Here is a 16,113-nt window from a genome sequence, read left to right as displayed (position 1 = left end):
CAGTCCACGCCGGCTACTTCGGAGTGAAGCGCTGCGCGCCGTCTAGGCGCATCACCTCGCCGTTGACGTAGCCGTTGGACAGCAGAAACGTTGCTGCGTCGGCATACTCGGCAGGAGTGCCTAGTCGCTTGGGGAACGGGATGTTGGCGGCGAACTTTGCGATCGCCTCTTCGCCGACCGACTCCATGATCGGCGTCTTCATCGTTCCAGGTGCGATGGTGTTGACTCGGATGCCCACCGAACTAAGGTCGCGAGCGGCAGCGATGGTCAACCCGATCACGCCGGCTTTCGCTGCGGCATAAGCCGTCTGGCCGATCTGGCCCTCATAGCCGGCAACCGAGGCCGTCATGACGATGGCACCGCGTTCGCCGTCCTCACGAGGTTCGGCAGCGGCTACCGCAGCCGCTACCAGCCGTGTCAGGTTGTAGGTGCCGTTGAGATACAGGTTGATCGTCTTAGTGAATGCGGCCATGTCGGCGGGACTGCCGTCGCGCTGCACGATCCGTTGGGCCACCCCGAAGCCGCCGTGCGCAACGACCGCGTAGCGCAATCGACCGAGCTGGTTGGCCTGCTCGATGGCGCCCTGCACACTCTCGTCACTGGTTACATCGGTACTGACAAACAGTGCCCCGCTGCCCAGTTCGTCGGCCAGAGCCTTACCCTTGTCGGCGGCGAGATCGGCGATCACCACGCCGAGTCCGTCGGCATGGAGCCGACGGACCGTCGCCTCGCCCAGGCCACCCGCGCCGCCGCTGACAATCGCCGACGCTCCGTCGAATTTCGCTACAGTCACCAATTCTCCTTATTAACCATTGTTTTCACTTCAGGCGGATCGCCCGTCACCAAGCTCCACGGATCCTCCGCGGCCAGCACCAGCCGGCCGAGTCGTCGTGCGTAGTTCGCGGTCGTGCCGTAATCCGCGGTCCAGCTCTGAGCGCGCAGGGTGAACAGCCACAGCGGGTGCTCACTGGTGACGCCGATCGCGCCGTGCAACTGATGGGCGACGCTGGTGACCGGGCCGACGGCGCGGCCGACTGCGACCTTCGCGACGGTGACGGCATAGTCGGTGTGGGGGGAGTTGAAGCCGTGCTCGGAAGCGGCGGCGACAGCTAATTCCGCAGCGGCACGGGCTCTTTCGATCTCTCCGGCCATGCCGGCCAGTGACTGCTGCACGGATTGGAAGGCGCTGAGCGGACGACCGAACTGGACGCGCTGCCGGGTGTGCTCGACTGAAAGTGCGGCGGCGGCGTCCAGCACCCCGATGGTCTGCACACAGCGTGACCATGCGCCGCGCCGAGTCAGCTCGGCGCCGAGTGCCGGGTCTACGGCGTGTAATTGGTCGGCGGACACGTCGAACGGAACCGAATCGCGTGGTTCGCCTGCCAGGTTGTGGCCTTCCTGCAGATCACCAGAGGCCACGTCGATGACGCCGACCCGCAGCCCGGCGGGCGTGGTGACGGCTAGCAGGGCGGCGGCGCACGCTCGAGCCCATGGCACGCCGGTCGCGGTGCCGGTGACCCTGGCGCCGTCGGTTTCGGCATCGGCGACGGCAACGGTCAGCGGCCCGTTGGGGAGCTCGATCCCGGCCTGCTGGCCCAGCCACCCGGCAAGCGCGTCGGTTTCGGCCAACGGCACCGCGCCGGCGTGGCGGGACACGCCGTAAAGCGCAATGGCCAACTCGTGCGGGCCGGCTCCCATGTCGGGCGTGCTCGTCAGCCTGGCCAGCCCGGTGTCCTCGAGGTTGCGCCAGAGTTCGGCGTCGAACTGCTCGGGGATGCCGCGACGGCCCAGCCCCGCGTCATAGGAACGCCGGCCAAGGTCGTCGACGAGCTGGCGCAGCTGTGTGTCGTCATTTTGAGAGTCGGTCGCGGCGAATACCCCGCCGGCCAGCGCGCTCATCGCAGCCCCATACCGCGGGCGATGACGCCGCGTAGCACCTCGTTGGTGCCACCGCGCAGCGTGAACATGGGTTTGTGCAGCCACGCGGTGTTCAGCATGGCCTCCAGTTCGGAATTCGGCGGTGCCGCCTCGAGCAGGTCGGCGATCAACCCGACGGATTCGGCTTCGAAACGGGTGCCGAGGTCCTTCACCAGCGCCGCCTGATTCGCCGCGTCGCCGCCGTCGGTGAGCGTGCGGGCCACCGACAACGACAGCTGCCGCAGCGAGATCAACCGCGCCATCAGGTCGCCGATGTCGGCGGCGGTACGGTCGTCGGGCACCGGCCCGCGACCGAGTGTGCGGATGGCGGCGAACAGCAGGGGACCGGTGGACAGGATCCGCTCGGGCCCGCTGCGTTCGAACGACAACTCGGACGTGACCTGGTGCCAGCCGTTGCCGACCTCACCGAGCACGTCGGCATCGGGAACGAAGACCTGCTCGAACAGCACCTCGTTGAAGTGGTGAGCCCCCGACATCAAGATGATCGGCTCGATGCGGACGCCCTCGGCATCGCACGGCACCAGGAATTGGCTGAACCCGGCGTGGCGGTGTTCTGGATCCGGCGGGCTGGTGCGGGCTAGCACGACGACCTGGTGCGCATGGTGGGCCCCGCTGGTCCACACCTTGCTGCCGGAGAGTAGCCAGCCGCCGTCGGCGCGGACAGCCTTGGTTTGCACAGCAGCAAGGTCGGACCCGGCGCCGTGTTCGCTCATGCCGATTGACGAAAAAAGCTGTCCTGCAACAATCTTGGGCAACAAACGTTCGCGCTGCTCCTCATTGCCGTAGGTCAGCAGGGCGGGTGCGACCTGACGGTCGGCCGTCCAGTGGGCGGCCACGGGCGCGCCCGCCGCGATCAGTTCCTCGGTCACCACGTAGCGGTGCAGGTGCCCCAGCCCGTGGCCGCCGTAACGCTGCGGGATGGTCAGGCCGGTGAATCCGGCGGCGCCAAGCCGCCCCGAGAACTCCTCGTCCCACCCGGCCAGCCATGAATCGACGCCGGGCTGCCAGCCGAATTCAGCACGGTCGGACTCCAAGAAGTCGCGCACGGCGTGCCGCAGTTTGACCAACTCAGGCTCACGGGCGCTCAACGCGTCGAACGAATTCACCACTGCCGCTTCCTAAACCGTAGGCGCCGGGGCCGACAGGAGGTAGAAGTTGGGCGTCAGGTCATCCTCGTTGGCCGCCAGTAGGTACTCCGACAGGTCGGCGCGGCCCTCCTCACGAAGGATCTCCTCGTCGGTGTAGAAGTGGCCGCTGCACGCCGCGGCGGGACGGGTGACCAGCGCGTGCACCGCCTCGGCCATGATCTGCGGGCTGCGGGCCTGCGCCCGCACCGTTTCCTCGCCCATTGCGACCATCATTCCCGTACTGGCGATCGTGGTGGCCGGCCACAGTGAATTCACCGCGATCGGCACCGAGGCGAACTCCTCGGCCCATCCCAAGGTAAGCAGGCTCTCGGCATACTTGCCCACGGTGTGCCCGACATGGGCACCAACCCATCGGGGGTCCATGTTCAGCGGGGGGGCGACATTGACCACGTGCGCGTTGCCCGACCGGCGCAAGTACGGAAGTGCGGCCTGCACAATCGCGAACGGCCCTTCGACATTGACCTCCAGCAGCCGGCGCAGGCTTTTGGGCGGTAGCTGCGCGGTCGGTCGTAGATCCAAGGCTCCGGCGTTGTTGATGACGACGTCGATGCCACCGAACGCGTCGGCTACCGCCTCGACTGCCGCTGCGACCGCTGCCGCATCGCGCACATCGCAGGTCAGCGGCAGCGCCCGACCGCCGGCACGTTGCACGGCGTCCGCGGTCTCGCCAAGGGTGCCCGCGATCTTGGGATTCGGCGTCTGAGTCTTAGCCAACAGGGCCACAGCAGCGCCATCGGCGGCGGCCCGAACGGCGACGGCGGCTCCGATACCGCGGCTCGCGCCGGTGACCACGACCACGCGGTGCTTCAAGGTGCGAGAATCGGGACTACCCACGGTTTGTTGGCCTTCCGCCGTCGCTGCGGTGATTCGAGGAATGCTATAACTATATAGCTCATTAGTGGGAGGGATGAACCCGCCCGACCGAAGCGAGGCCCCATGACTCAGGTTCTGTCGATCGGCACCTATCTGCCGCCATGGACTGTGCGCGACCGGCGGGTCAAGGGGCCCGACGAGGACGCGCTGACGATGGCCGTCGCCGCCGGTCGCGCCGCCGATCCCGAGGCCACGGCGCAACGCGTGGCGTTGGTGTCACGTGACTTTCCGCTGCTGGAGGGCGGCAACGGCGCGGTGCTGTTGGCCGCGTTGTCCCTGCCGGCCGACACCCCCGTCGCCGAGGTCCTCGGCGGTGCGCCCGCCGTGTTGGACCAAATCTCCAGCGCCGGCGAAGGCACCTTGGTGATCGCCGCCGACGACAACGATCTCGCGGCGGGGGCCGGTGCGGTGCTCACGGGCGATGGCGGCGCCTCCGTGACCCCGCTGGCACGCCAGACCCGCAGTCTGCCGTTGACGGCCCGTGGTGCCGACGGCGCCCGCCACTCCTACGTCGACCCCCGGCTGCAACGTGAGGTCGGGGTGCGTTCCACACTGGCCCGATTGGGCCTCGCCCCAAACTCGGCGGTGGCAGCGGTCGCAGGCGTGCCGGTCGCGCAGGTCGGGGGTGACTTCGACACATCGCACGCCGTCGGCATCCCCACCGTCTCCGCCACGGCGATCATCCGGCTGTTGGCCGATGCGATCGAGGCTGGCACACAAGGCTTGTTGATCGCCGTCGAGCAATCCAGTGTCAGCGCGGCCGATCTCGCGCAGGGGGGCGCCACGCCCAGGATCGCCCGCGACGAGTTTCCGGCGCGGGAGCTACCCAAGGCGCGCGTTGCCGACGGCGTCGGCATTCCGATTTCGATGCCCGCGTATGCGCGCGCTTTCGAGCCGAAGATCCGTTGGGAGGCAGCGGTTTTCGAAGAGAGCCCCGGCATCGATGCCGCACCGCAGTTTCCACCGCGGCTGCGAGTCGACAATGCCGGACGGTTGGCCACCGAGTACCGGCTCGAGTCGCTGCCGCGAACCGGCACCGTCTACACCCACACCACGGTGCGGATTCCGGTGCCCGACTTGCCCAGCCCGTACTCCCTGGCCGTCGTTCAACTCGACGACAGCCCGGTGCGGGTGCTGCTGAAAGTCACCGGTGTGCCCGCGGGCGAGGCGACGATCGGACAGCCGGGGTCGGTGGTGCTGCGCAGGATCGCCACTCGCACCGGCATTCCCGATTACGGCTACGCCTTCTGGCCCGGACGGACGCTGGAAGGAGCGGTTGCATGAGAAAAGTCGCCATCGTCGGCGCGGGGATGACGCCCTTCGCCGAACACTTCGAACTGGGTATCAAGGACCTGGTGCCGATGGCCTACGCCGAAGCGGTCGCCAACGTTGACAAGGGCATTCAGAAGTCTGAGCTCGAAGCCGCGTGGTTCGGCGAGTTAGCGACCACCGACGGGTTCCCGTCCGGCATTTTGGCCGACACCCTCGATCTGACCGACATCCCGGTAACCCGCGTCGAAAATGCCTGCGCCACCGGCAATGACGCGATCCGGAACGGCACGCTGGCCATTGCCTCCGGCCTCTACGATGTGGTGCTCGTCGTCGGGGCCGACAAGGTCCGCGAGACCTCCTCGAACACCACGTTCTGGGACTGGGCGGCGATGACCCGCGACAACGCGTGGGACTATCCGCTGGGGCTGGTTGCGCCCGCCAATTTCGCGCTGCACGTGATGCGATATCTGCACGAGTCTCCGGCGACAAAGGAGCACATGGCGATGGTGGCGGTGAAGAACCATTTCCACGCGGTGAACAACCCGAAAGCTCAACTGCGCTATGAGATCACCGTCGAGCAGGCGCTTGCCGCGCCGATCGTGGTCGAACCCTTCGGGCTCTACGACTGCACCCCGCAGAGCGACGGCGCGGCCGCGGTGATCTTGGCTGCCGAGGACGTCGTCGACCGCTACACCGACCGTCCCGTCTGGGTTCGCGGCGTGGGGCTGGGTATGGACCGGGTGATGCACCAGCATAAGACGGACATGACGACGTTTCCGCCGACGGTGCGTGCCGCCAAGGCCGCAATGGCGATGGCCGGGGTGACGCCGCGCGATATCGACGTCGCCGAGGTCCACGACTGCTTCACCGGCGTCGAGCTGATCAGCTACGAAGATCTGGGCTTCGCACACCGTTTCGAGGCCTACAAGTTGGTGGAAGGCCGCGAACACTATGTGGGCGGGTCGATTCCGATCAACCCGAGCGGCGGGTTGAAGGCTAAGGGGCATCCGCCGGGTGCCACCGGCGTGGCGCAGTGTTACGAACTGTTCAACCAGCTTCGCGGTGAAGCCGAGAATCAGGTTGACGGCGCACGAATCGCGTTGGCGCACAACATCGGCGGGCCGACCGCGGTCTCCGCGGTCACCGTCCTTTCCAACCAGAAGAACTGATAGGACCATCACATGACAACTTCCGAGATCGCCACCCTGCCCGGCTACGAAGAGTTTGCGCCGTGGCTGCTGGTGGAGAAGACCGGCAACGTGCACGTGATCAGCATCAACCGGCCGGAGGCTTTCAACGCCGTCAACGAGGACGTGCACCACGCGTTCGCGACGATCTGGCGGGTACTGGCCGCCGACGATGACGTGCGGGCGGTGGTGACAACCGGTGTCGGAAAGGCATTTTCCGCGGGCGGCGACATGGTGATGTTCGGGCGCCTCATCGAGGACCCAGTGGCACGTCAGTTTCAGATCACCGAGGCCCGCACGGTTTTTCTTGAGGTGATCAATTTCCCCAAGCCGCTGGTGTCGGCCGTCAACGGCCCGGCTGTCGGGCTCGGCTGCTCGATCGCTTTGTTGAGCGACTTCCTGGTGATGGGGGAGAACAGCTACCTGGCCGACCCGCATGTCGCGGTCGGCTTGGTGGCCGGTGACGGCGGTGCCGCGATGCTTCCGCTGCTGATCGGCCTGATGAAAGCCAAAGAGTATGTGCTGCTGGGGGATCGGATCACCCCTGCCATTGCGGACAAGCTGAACCTCGTCACCAAAGTGGCCACCGATGACACCGTGCTCGACGAGGCGCTCGCAATAGGAGAGCGGCTGGCCGGTCTGCCGCCTCAGGCCCTGCGCGCCAGCAAGGTCGCGATGAACATGCACCTGTCTCGGGCCGCGCTCGGTGTGCTGGAGTACGCGCTGGCCGAGGAATACACGTCGTTCTCGACCCCGGAATTCAAGGAGCGGGTGGCCGCGTTCCGGGCGCGCTCGAAGAAGTAGCTCGACGGGCCGGCGCGGGAATCAGTCAGCGGTAGGCCGTCACTCGCGCGGTGATCGCCACCTTGCGGTCGTGGCCGGTGGCCTGCGCATCGCCCACGCCGGTGTTGCGGCCTACCCGCAACGGCGTGCCCTCGTAGCGGGATTCATTGCCGGCGAAAAACGGACGCAGAAAGTTCACTCGCAACGAGGAGGTCTGCAGCAGACCGCCGGAACGGTTCTGGTTGATCGCCGCCGAAGCCGCGAGCTCGAGGCCGGCGGCGGCCACGCCGCCGTGCACGATGTCCATGTCGTTGTTCAGGTTGCCGTCCGCACGCTGCGCCAGCACCGTCGCCGGACCATCCTGCGCGACGTGCACCGCCATCAGGTCGGCGAACGCGGTCTCGCCCGACCGGCGCAGGGTCTCCGACCGTTGCTGAGGGACGATGTCGCCGGCGTGGACGAAGAATGACCGCACTATGCCGGTGCCGATCACCACGCCGCGATAGGTCAGCGTGCAGATCCCCAGCGACGTGGCACCCAGCGGACCGGGTGAGTGCGCGCTGGCCAGCACCGGGCCGTCGAGTTCGCCGACGTCGGGGCTGAGGTCCATCGAAAGCTCGCTTGACACCGTCCAGTGCCCGGGCCGCCTGCGGTAGTGGTTGACGATCCCGGCGGCCGCGTCGACGAGGATCGCCAAGGGGGCCACAGTGGGAGCGCCGGTGCACGGATTGCGGAATCGATGCATCGGCATCGACAGCACGGCTGTGGCCTTGGGCGGGTCTGATTCGACGTATTCGATACCGAACCGGACCTGTATCGAGTCGGGTGTCTCGAGATCGTGCTGGTTTACCTGTTCGTCGACCCCGGTCATTCGAGAAGGTCTACGACGGTGGACAATTCGGCGCCGGTCAAGACGAACTCCTCTGCCTTCTGCAGGTGGCGCTTCCAGAGCTCGCCGGCCTGCTCGGCGTCGCCGTCCTTGATCATGTCCAGCACCATCCGGTGGGTCTTCGCTGAGCGGCGGACCGCCTGCTCGGCGCGCGTGCCCTTGGTGGGCTGCAGCGACCGGTTGGCCTTCTCGATGATGTGATGCAGCATGTCGCTGACGATTTGCAGAGTGCTGTTGCCGGATAACCGCGCGATTGCGGCGTGGAAGTCGGTGAGCTGATCGACGGCGTCGCTGCCGGGATTCAGCTGCGATTCGCGTTCGACGATCTGCTCGAGTTCGGCGATCACCTTGGGATTGCGGTCCTTGGCCAGCTGCTCGACCATCGGAACCTCGAGCGTCACTCGTGCGTCATAGACGTCCTTCACCGTGACGCCTTCGTATTCGAGAATCAAGCCGGCATAGCGGGCGAGTGTCTCGCGCCGGGGGCGGGTGACGCGGGCGCCGCCGCGTACCCCACGCTGAACCTGAATCAGCGACTCCGATTCGAGCACGCGGAACGCTTCCCGCAGCGTCGGCCGGGACACGCCGAAACGCTCCATCAGCTCCGATTCCGGCGGCAACATGGTGCCTTCGGTGATCTCGCCGCGGATGAACATTCGCCGCAGCACCGTGGCCACCCGATCGGCCATCTTCGGTTCTCGAAGACTGGTGACCTCCATTGCAACCTCCACCGCTATGCGAATATGCGAATCAACTAACCATTTAGAGGTTAGCCGAACTAGAGGGCCGAGTCGGGAATCGGCGACCGTCAGTTAGCAAACTCACCCTTAGTACCCCATGGCCCGTCCCATGAGGTCCTTCATGATCTCAGTGGTGCCCGCATAGAGCCGCTGCACCCGCGAGTCCCGCCAGAGTCTGGCTACTTCGTACTCGTTGATATAGCCGTAGCCGCCGTGCAGCTGCAGGCAGCGGTCGATGATCTCCCACTGGACTTCCGAGGTCCACCACTTCAGCCCGGCGGCGTCCTGATCGCTCAGGGTGCCGTCGTTGACCGAGAGCACGCATTGGTCGAGGTAGGTCTGAGCGGCGTCGAGCTTGGTCTGCATTTCGGCCAGGAAGTGCCTATTGACCTGAAACTTGCCGATGGGCTGCCCAAACGCGGTGCGCTCCAGCGCGTAGGCCTTGGTCAGGTCGAGCGCACGGCGGGCGGCCGGCAGCGCGTAGCAGGCTACGCCGACCCGCTCGCTGGGCAGGTTGGAGACCAGATGGTAGAAGCCGCGGTTGAGCTCTCCCACCAGGTTCTCCTTGGGCACCTTGACATCCTCGAAGAACAATTCCGCGGTGTCGGCGGAGTATTGGCCGATTTTGTCGAGCTTGCGGCCACGGGTGAAACCCTCCATCCCGTCCTCGATCATCAGCAGGCTGATGCCCTTGTGCCGCGCCGACGGATCGGTCTTCACGGCCGTCAGCACCAGCTTGGACAGCAGGCCGTTGCTGATAAAGGTCTTCTGGCCGTTGACCACCCAGTGGTCGCCCTCGTCGCGCGCGGTGGTCTTGATGCCGGCCAGGTCGGACCCGGCCGCGGGTTCGGACATCGCGATGGACCCGATGTACTCGCCGGAGACAAACTTGGGCAGCCAGCGTTCCTTCTGCTCCTCGGTGGTCAGATCGTTCAGGTACGGCACCAGGATGTCGTTCTGCACGCCGAGGCCGATGCCGACCGAGCCGGTAAGGAACATCTCCTCGGAGACGATCTGATTGAACCGGAAGTCCTTGACGCCGAGCCCGCCGTACTTTTCGTCGAACTCCCAGCCGATCAATCCGTGTTCGCCTGCGGCCAGCCAGGCCTCACGGCTCACCTTGCCGTCGCGTTCCCACTTCTCGACGTTGGGCACGCATTCGCGCTCGAAGAAGCTCCTGGCGGTGGCCCGGAACTCGTCGTGGATCTCCTCGAAAATGTTGCGGCGCATGTACTTCCCTCTACTCGGCTGTCTCGTCGGCCCACGTGACGACGGCGGGCAGCGCGCGGCCGGTGGCCCAGCCCTCGTCGGAGTCCTCGAAGAGCCGCTCCGCGAGCAGCCCTTCGAGCTGGTCGTGTGACCCGCAGAGCGCGTCGATCTGGAATCCTCGAGTGACGTAGCGGTGCAGATCGTGCTCGGCGGTCAGTCCGATCGCACCGCACACCTGCAGTGCCACGTCGCTGACGGCGCGGTGTGCCCGGCCCGCGGCGGCCTTGGCGGCCAGCGCCAACAGTTCGCCGCCGTCTCGCCATGACTCGCCCAGCAGCGCCCGCGCGCCTGCCAGCACCGCCGAGGCATCGGCCAGTGCATGCCGCGGCGATTGGAATGACCCGATCGGTGCGCCGAACTGGACGCGCACGCTGACGTGGTCGACGGCGATGCGCAGCGCCCGCTCGGCCAGTTCCACCAGTTCGGTGGCCAGCGCCCGACGGGCTGCGGTGACGGCGTTCTTCCATTCGGTGGAGGCCTCGACCAGCGGGGTGTCGATTGATCCGCTCACTCGGGTCCAATGCGTCGACACGTCAAAGGTGTCCAGCCGCTGGCCGTTGAGCCGCGATGCGTCCACAACGGCCACCGAAACGGTGTTCCTCGGTCCGACTACCGGGACCACGATCCGGCCCTCCGGCGGTCCCAGCATGATGCCCGAGACCCGCTCAGCATCGGAACCCGCCACACTTCCGGTGGCGAGGTCGGGCAGCAGCACGTGAGCTGCGGAACCGTCGAGCACTCCGGCCAGTTCGGCCAACATGATGCGGTCCAAGCAGTCCGTCAGGGCCAGCGATCTGCCTTGCGCGCGGAACAACAGCTCACCCGCCTGGACGGGGTACTCGGCCTCGATCTCCGACCAGCCCAACTCGGCCAGCCGCCCACCGATTGCCAGGTGCTCACCGGCGTTCTTACCCGCCAGTTCCTCGAAGAGGCGAAACACCGCCTCTTCGACCATCTGCCATGACTCGTCGGGCACCGGCGCCTTCCTCATCGTTTCTCCTTGGGCAGCCCGAGCAGGTGGTCGGCGATGATGCCGCGCTGCACTTCGGCGGTGCCACCCATCACCGTGGCGGCCCGCGAGTACCACCACTCGGCCCGCGCGGTGTCCAGTTCCGCGCCGCCACGGCCTGTGCCGGCGATCAGGTGCTCTCGCTCGATTTCCAGGATGAGGTCGTTGACCTCCTTCTCGGCGCGGCCGAACAGCAGCTTGTCGATGCTGCTATCGGCACCGACCGCCTCGCCCGCGGCCAATCGGCGCACGGTGGTGGCAGTGCGTGCCTGGGCGGCCGCCACGTCGACATACACCCTGGCGAAGCGCCGGCGTTGCGCGTCGGTAGCGCCGGCGGTCACCATGTGCTCACGCAATCGACCCAATTCGGTGAGCACCTTGTTGAGCACCGCGTAGCCGTACATGCCGCGTTCGTACTGCATCAGATGCATCGCCACGGCCCAGCCGCCGCCGACGTCGCCGACGACCCGCTCACCGTCGACCCGGACGTCGTCGAAGAACACTTCGGCGAGTTCGCGGCGTCCGCTGGCCAGCGCGATCGGACGAATGGTGACGCCCGGTGCGTCGGCGTCGACCATGATCATCGTCAGCCCGCGGTGTCGGCTCTCGGGGGTTCCGGTCCGGACCAACGCCAACAGGCGCGTCGCGGTGGGCCCTTGGCTGGTCCAGATCTTCTGACCGTTGACGACGAACCCCCCGGCCCCGTCGTCGACCGCGCGGGTGCGCAGGCTGGCCAGGTCGCTGCCCGACTCGGGTTCTGAGAAACTTTGGCCCCACCACTCGACGCCGCTGAGGTAACCCGGCAGATACGCCGCGGCCAGACCGGGAGCGAACTTCAACAGAGCGGGGCCGAGGGTCTCCAGCGTCCAGTGTTGGGCCGGAATGGGCAGCATCGCGCGGCCGAGTTCCTCGTAGTACACCGCACGGTGAATCTCGTTGCCGCCCAACCCACCCGCGGCCTCCGGCCAGCCGTACCGGTTCCAGCCGTCGGCGTTCAGAGTGGCCATCACCGTGGCGTCGCGCGCAAGTCCGTCCTCGGCGCTGGTGAACGCGGCCGCGCGCCACTCGTCGGCTGTCTTCAAATTACGCAGGTAACGTCGGAAGTCCTCGCGGTACGCCGCGATGCTGGACAGGTATTCGGGGTGGCGACCGCTATGCAGGGCGCTATCGACAGGGGCGGACAACTGCTGCCCTTCCGTTGGTTCTCGCGTCTCGCCAGCCGGAGCTGAATCCGCTAAACAGTTATCTATAACAAGGTACACTAGCCCCACGCCGACAACTCTGCGAGAGGGAGCGCCAATGACGGCTTCACCGGTCGCCGCTACAACTGTCCAGTTCAATCCCGAGGCCAGGCTTTTTATCGACGGCCGGTTGCGGGATTCGTCGACCGGTAAGACCGTCGACAACATCAATCCGGCTAACGAAGAAGTGCTCGGCCTCGCCACCGACGCCAGCGCCGAAGACATGGAGGAGGCCATCGCCGCTGCCCGGCGTGCCTTCGACTCCACCGACTGGTCCACCAACCACGAGTTCCGTCAACGCTGCCTGATGCAGTTGCACGACGCGCTGCAGGAGGAAGCCGAAGACATCCGCGCCGAGCTGATCGCCGAGGTCGGTGCGACGGTGGGGATGACCCACATCGCACAGATGGGATGGCCGCTGGCCGACGCCATCCGGTGGCCGGCCCAGCTGATCTCGACCTTCCAATGGGAGCGGATGCTCGATCAGGACGCGAAGATGGGCGTGCCGTACAACCGCGTCGTGGTCAAGGAGCCGATGGGTGTCGTCGGCGCGATCACGCCGTGGAATTTCCCGTTCGAGATCATCAGCAACAAGGTGGGCCAGATCCTGGCCACCGGCAACACGATGGTGCTCAAGCCGGCCATGGAGACGCCGTGGAGCGCCCTGCGGTGGGGCCGGATCATCGCCGAGAAGACTGACATCCCGGCCGGTGTCGTCAACATCGTCCCGGCGTCGGACAACGACATCGCCCAGGTGCTCGCCACCGACCCGCGGATTGACATGGTCTCCTTCACCGGATCAACAGCTGTCGGCAAAGTCATCCAGCGGCTCTCGGCCGACACCATGAAGCGCAACATGCTCGAGCTCGGCGGCAAGTCGGTGTACCTGGTGCTCGATGATGCCGACATGGACACGGCGCTGCCCGGCTGTATCGGCGCACTGATGCATTCCGGGCAGGGGTGTGCGCTGGCCACCCGGATGCTCGTCCCGCGTTCCCATTACGACCAGGCCGTCGAGGTCGCCTCCGCGACATTTGGCTCCCTGGCCGTCGGCGACCCTGCGGACCCGAATACCTTCTGCGGGCCGCTGGTCTCGGCCAAGCAACAGGCCCGGGTGCTGAACTACATCGAGATAGCCAAGCGTGACGGAGGCCGCGTCACCACGGGCGGCGGAGTTCCCGACGGCCTGGACCGCGGATACTTCGTGGCACCGACCGTCGTTGCCGACGTCGCACCGGACCACACGATCTTCCAGGAGGAAGTGTTCGGGCCGGTGCTGTCCATCACGCCGTACGACGGAGGTGACGACGGCGCCGTCGAGTTGGCCAACAACTCCACCTACGGCCTGGCCGGCGGCATCATGGGCTCCGACGAGCGCGCCATGGCCGTCGCCCGCCGCATCCGCACCGGCTCACTGATGATCAACAGTGGCATGTACTACGGCGCCGACGCCCCCTTCGGTGGCTACAAGATGAGCGGTATCGGCAGGCAGAACGGCATCGAGGGCTTCGAGCAGCATCTACAGACCAAGACGATCGGATACCCCCTGTGAGCGACATCCTCAGCGGAATACGCGTCGTTGAGCTGGCGGCGTGGACATTCGTTCCGGCCGCGGGCGCCGTGCTCGCCGATTGGGGTGCCGACGTCATCAAAATCGAGCACCCCGAGACCGGTGACCCGCAGCGTGGCCTGATCAGCTCCGGGATCGTCACCGGCGCAGGGGGAGTGAATCACTTCATCGAGCAACCGAACCGCGGCAAGCGCAGCATTGGGCTGGACACCTCGACCCCGGACGGGCTCGAGCTGCTGATGAAGCTGCTCGAAACCGCCGACGTCTTTGTCACGAATCTGCTGCCGGATTCGCGCCAGCGGATGGGGATTGACGTCGAGCAGGTGCGGGCGCGCAACCCCAAGATCATCTATGCCCGCGGCCACGGCTACGGCACCCGTGGCGACCTCGCCTCGCAGGGCGGCTTCGACCTGGCCGCCTACTGGGCGCGCGGCGGCATCGGCGATGCCTATTCGGCCGGCGACGGCACCTACCCGCCGATTCAGCGACCGGCATTCGGCGACTCCTATGGTGGGCTGGCGATCGCGGGCGGAATCGCCGCGGCCCTGGTGAAGCGCGAGCGCACCGGCGAACCGTCGGTGGTCGACGTGTCGCTGCTCAACGCCGCGATCTGGCAGTTGGGTCCGGACATCGTCGGATCAGGCGTCACCGGTCAGGACATCCCGAAGTTCAACCTCGACGAGATGCCCAACCCGGTGGCCAGCATCTACAAGACCCGCGACAACCGGTTCATCGCCTTCGTGCTGCTGCAGGCCGACCGATTCTGGGCGGACTTCTGCACCCGGCTGGGCCGCACCGATCTGATCGAGGACGAACGGTTCGCCAATGCGGTCGTGCGGTTCGGCAACCGTCAGGAGTGTATCGGCGAGTTGCGCAGCGCGTTCGAGTCCCAAGATCTCTCGCACTGGGAGAAGGCATTTGCTGGTTTCGACGGGGTGTGGGACGTCATGCACACCGCGCATGAGGTGCACAGTGACCCGCAGGTGATCGCGAACGGGTATCTGCCAAGGGTCACCGATGCGAACGACAACGAGTTCGCGCTGGCTGCCAGCCCCGTGCAGTTCGACGAGGCTCCGCTGGACCTGACGTGTGCGCCGGGCCACGGTGAGCACACCGACGCGCTGTTGGCCGAGTTGGGCTTCAGCGAAGAAGAGATCATCGAATTCAAAATCAATTCGGTTGTGCTGTAGTGGGTTCCGAGGAACTCGCGCGACGGTTCCTGCACGTCAATCTCAACTGCGCATCGCTGGACGCCACCGAGGCGCTCTATGTCGGGCAGCTTGGACTGGCGGCGCGAATGCGCACCGATCCCAAAGTTCCGACCGACGGCAGCATCCTCGGCATCGACGGCGACGAAACGTTTTGCGAGACATCGTTTCTCTACGATTCGCGAGGCGGCCGCGCCGGCTGCGCTTTGGAGGCCATCGAGTTTCACAACCCGGCGCTGAAAGCCGATCCGAACAGTGACCCGACTCGTCCCGGCATCCGGTCAACGCTGCTGACAGTGGCCGATCTCGATGCAACCGTCATAGCGTTGCGTGAGGCCGGCATCACCGTGGGCGGGCCGGTCGACGGCCTGATCTCCGGCTCTAAATCGGTTCTCGCGGTCGACCCCGACGGAGCGGTCATCGAGCTCACCGAAGCCCCGAGCGATAAGCCGGGGGCGGTGTTCGCCGGAATCCGCCTCGCCGCCATCGACGCAGTGGCCACCGGAGAGTTCCTTGCCGCGATCGGTTTCACTCAGGTGCAGGCGCTGACTCAAGTCGAGGTGGCCGGCGACCAACTCACGCCTGACGGGTCACCCGATGCCGTCAAATGCGCGGTGTCGCGCTACGCGCTTCCTGAGGACGCCCATCAGTTCAGCCTCACCATTGTGGAACATCCCGACACCCGTGACGTGGACCCGGTGCCGTGGGGCGGGAACCATCAAGGGCTGTACCGCTGCGCGCTGCGGGTGGAAAACACCGAGGCGGCAATGGCGTTGGTCCCGAATTCCGTTGAAACCATGGGTGATCCGGTGTGGTGCCCGTTGCCGGGGACAAAGATCGAGGGGCTGTATATCTCCTTCCTGCGTTCGCCCGACGGAGTGGTATTCGAATTCGTCGAGCGGCCGCTGAAGTACTTCAGTCCGGCCGTGGAAAGGGGTTGAGCGTTGGACCTGGGAGTGCGCGGCAAGGGTTATGTCGTCGTCGGC

15 protein-coding genes are annotated in these 16,113 nt (G+C 66.2%); 6 read left to right on the top strand and 9 right to left on the bottom strand.

Annotation, left to right across the window (positions count from 1 at the left end):
* Window positions 1–13 precede the first annotated feature (13 nt).
* The 4 genes from QGN30_RS19145 to QGN30_RS19130 are packed head-to-tail and all read right to left on the bottom strand — an operon-like array spanning window position 14 to window position 3,884.
* Window positions 14–793 (bottom strand): SDR family oxidoreductase, encoded by a 780-nt coding sequence (locus tag QGN30_RS19145; RefSeq protein ID WP_009953742.1) that lies wholly within the window; start codon window positions 791–793, stop codon window positions 14–16.
* The gene (locus QGN30_RS19140; protein WP_009953744.1) at window positions 790–1,899 is read right to left on the bottom strand and encodes an acyl-CoA dehydrogenase family protein; all 1,110 of its coding nucleotides are present in this window, start codon (window positions 1,897–1,899) and stop codon (window positions 790–792) included. Before QGN30_RS19140 ends, QGN30_RS19145 begins: the two co-directional genes overlap by 4 nt.
* Window positions 1,896–3,047 carry an acyl-CoA dehydrogenase family protein gene (locus QGN30_RS19135; RefSeq protein WP_009953746.1) on the bottom strand — a complete coding sequence of 384 codons (1,152 nt, stop codon included), beginning with the start codon at window positions 3,045–3,047 and terminating at the stop codon, window positions 1,896–1,898. The genes QGN30_RS19140 and QGN30_RS19135 overlap by 4 nt, the downstream gene beginning before the upstream one ends.
* 9 nt (window positions 3,048–3,056) lie before the next feature.
* Window positions 3,057–3,884 carry an SDR family oxidoreductase gene (locus QGN30_RS19130; protein ID WP_014379515.1) on the bottom strand — a complete coding sequence of 276 codons (828 nt, stop codon included), beginning with the start codon at window positions 3,882–3,884 and terminating at the stop codon, window positions 3,057–3,059.
* Window positions 3,885–4,022: 138 nt separating this feature from the next.
* On the opposite strand from QGN30_RS19130, the gene QGN30_RS19125 reads away from it, so the two are divergent.
* Genes QGN30_RS19125 through QGN30_RS19115 form a run of 3 tightly spaced genes read left to right on the top strand, consistent with a single transcriptional unit; the run spans window position 4,023 to window position 7,222 of the window.
* Window positions 4,023–5,243 carry a Zn-ribbon domain-containing OB-fold protein gene (locus QGN30_RS19125; protein ID WP_009953751.1) on the top strand — a complete coding sequence of 407 codons (1,221 nt, stop codon included), beginning with the start codon at window positions 4,023–4,025 and terminating at the stop codon, window positions 5,241–5,243.
* Window positions 5,240–6,400 carry a thiolase C-terminal domain-containing protein gene (locus tag QGN30_RS19120; protein ID WP_011724876.1) on the top strand — a complete coding sequence of 387 codons (1,161 nt, stop codon included), beginning with the start codon at window positions 5,240–5,242 and terminating at the stop codon, window positions 6,398–6,400. Before QGN30_RS19125 ends, QGN30_RS19120 begins: the two co-directional genes overlap by 4 nt.
* 12 nt (window positions 6,401–6,412) lie before the next feature.
* On the top strand, window positions 6,413–7,222 hold the full coding sequence (locus tag QGN30_RS19115) for an enoyl-CoA hydratase/isomerase family protein (protein WP_009953753.1): 810 nt from the start codon (window positions 6,413–6,415) through the stop codon (window positions 7,220–7,222).
* Between the two features lie 25 nt (window positions 7,223–7,247).
* Here the strand turns inward: QGN30_RS19115 and QGN30_RS19110 are convergent, their stop codons facing one another.
* The 5 genes from QGN30_RS19110 to QGN30_RS19090 all read right to left on the bottom strand — a co-directional run bounded on the left by QGN30_RS19110 (window position 7,248) and on the right by QGN30_RS19090 (window position 12,292).
* Window positions 7,248–8,072, bottom strand: a complete 825-nt coding sequence (locus QGN30_RS19110) for a PaaI family thioesterase (protein WP_009953754.1) — start codon at window positions 8,070–8,072, stop codon at window positions 7,248–7,250.
* Window positions 8,069–8,809, bottom strand: a complete 741-nt coding sequence (locus QGN30_RS19105) for a FadR/GntR family transcriptional regulator (RefSeq protein ID WP_014379516.1) — start codon at window positions 8,807–8,809, stop codon at window positions 8,069–8,071. The genes QGN30_RS19110 and QGN30_RS19105 overlap by 4 nt, the downstream gene beginning before the upstream one ends.
* Window positions 8,810–8,917: 108 nt before the next feature.
* Window positions 8,918–10,060, bottom strand: a complete 1,143-nt coding sequence (locus tag QGN30_RS19100; RefSeq protein ID WP_009953756.1) for an acyl-CoA dehydrogenase family protein — start codon at window positions 10,058–10,060, stop codon at window positions 8,918–8,920.
* A gap of 10 nt (window positions 10,061–10,070) precedes the next feature.
* On the bottom strand, window positions 10,071–11,090 hold the full coding sequence (locus QGN30_RS19095; RefSeq protein ID WP_014379517.1) for an acyl-CoA dehydrogenase family protein: 1,020 nt from the start codon (window positions 11,088–11,090) through the stop codon (window positions 10,071–10,073).
* A complete protein-coding gene (locus QGN30_RS19090) occupies window positions 11,087–12,292 on the bottom strand; it encodes an acyl-CoA dehydrogenase family protein (RefSeq protein ID WP_014379518.1) in 1,206 nt (401 codons plus the stop codon). The genes QGN30_RS19095 and QGN30_RS19090 overlap by 4 nt, the downstream gene beginning before the upstream one ends.
* A gap of 115 nt (window positions 12,293–12,407) precedes the next feature.
* Between QGN30_RS19090 and QGN30_RS19085 the strand changes: the two genes are divergently transcribed.
* Genes QGN30_RS19085 through QGN30_RS19075 form a run of 3 tightly spaced genes read left to right on the top strand, consistent with a single transcriptional unit; the run spans window position 12,408 to window position 16,068 of the window.
* Window positions 12,408–13,901, top strand: a complete 1,494-nt coding sequence (locus tag QGN30_RS19085; RefSeq protein WP_014382029.1) for an aldehyde dehydrogenase family protein — start codon at window positions 12,408–12,410, stop codon at window positions 13,899–13,901.
* Window positions 13,898–15,109, top strand: a complete 1,212-nt coding sequence (locus QGN30_RS19080) for a CaiB/BaiF CoA transferase family protein (RefSeq protein ID WP_009953761.1) — start codon at window positions 13,898–13,900, stop codon at window positions 15,107–15,109. The genes QGN30_RS19085 and QGN30_RS19080 overlap by 4 nt, the downstream gene beginning before the upstream one ends.
* Window positions 15,109–16,068, top strand: a complete 960-nt coding sequence (locus QGN30_RS19075) for a VOC family protein (protein WP_009953762.1) — start codon at window positions 15,109–15,111, stop codon at window positions 16,066–16,068. The genes QGN30_RS19080 and QGN30_RS19075 overlap by 1 nt, the downstream gene beginning before the upstream one ends.
* Window positions 16,069–16,113 lie beyond the last annotated feature (45 nt).

This window comes from Mycobacterium sp. 3-98 (genome assembly GCF_035918355.1).
Lineage (GTDB): Bacteria > Actinomycetota > Actinomycetes > Mycobacteriales > Mycobacteriaceae > Mycobacterium > Mycobacterium intracellulare.
Note: the sequence above shows the minus strand (reverse complement) of the source record. Positions and strands in the feature narration are given on the sequence as shown.

Excerpts from the sequence above, each read along its gene's own strand:
- QGN30_RS19085 (WP_014382029.1), top strand. The coding sequence starts at position 12,408 with ATGACGGCTTCACCGGTCGCCGCTACAACTGTCCAGTTCAATCCCGAG.
- QGN30_RS19095 (WP_014379517.1), bottom strand. The coding sequence starts at position 11,090 with ATGAGGAAGGCGCCGGTGCCCGACGAGTCATGGCAGATGGTCGAAGAG.
- QGN30_RS19140 (WP_009953744.1), bottom strand. The coding sequence starts at position 1,899 with ATGAGCGCGCTGGCCGGCGGGGTATTCGCCGCGACCGACTCTCAAAAT.
- QGN30_RS19115 (WP_009953753.1), top strand. The coding sequence starts at position 6,413 with ATGACAACTTCCGAGATCGCCACCCTGCCCGGCTACGAAGAGTTTGCG.
- QGN30_RS19105 (WP_014379516.1), bottom strand. The coding sequence starts at position 8,809 with ATGGAGGTCACCAGTCTTCGAGAACCGAAGATGGCCGATCGGGTGGCC.
- QGN30_RS19120 (WP_011724876.1), top strand. The coding sequence starts at position 5,240 with ATGAGAAAAGTCGCCATCGTCGGCGCGGGGATGACGCCCTTCGCCGAA.
- QGN30_RS19125 (WP_009953751.1), top strand. The coding sequence starts at position 4,023 with ATGACTCAGGTTCTGTCGATCGGCACCTATCTGCCGCCATGGACTGTG.
- QGN30_RS19110 (WP_009953754.1), bottom strand. The coding sequence starts at position 8,072 with ATGACCGGGGTCGACGAACAGGTAAACCAGCACGATCTCGAGACACCC.
- QGN30_RS19100 (WP_009953756.1), bottom strand. The coding sequence starts at position 10,060 with ATGCGCCGCAACATTTTCGAGGAGATCCACGACGAGTTCCGGGCCACC.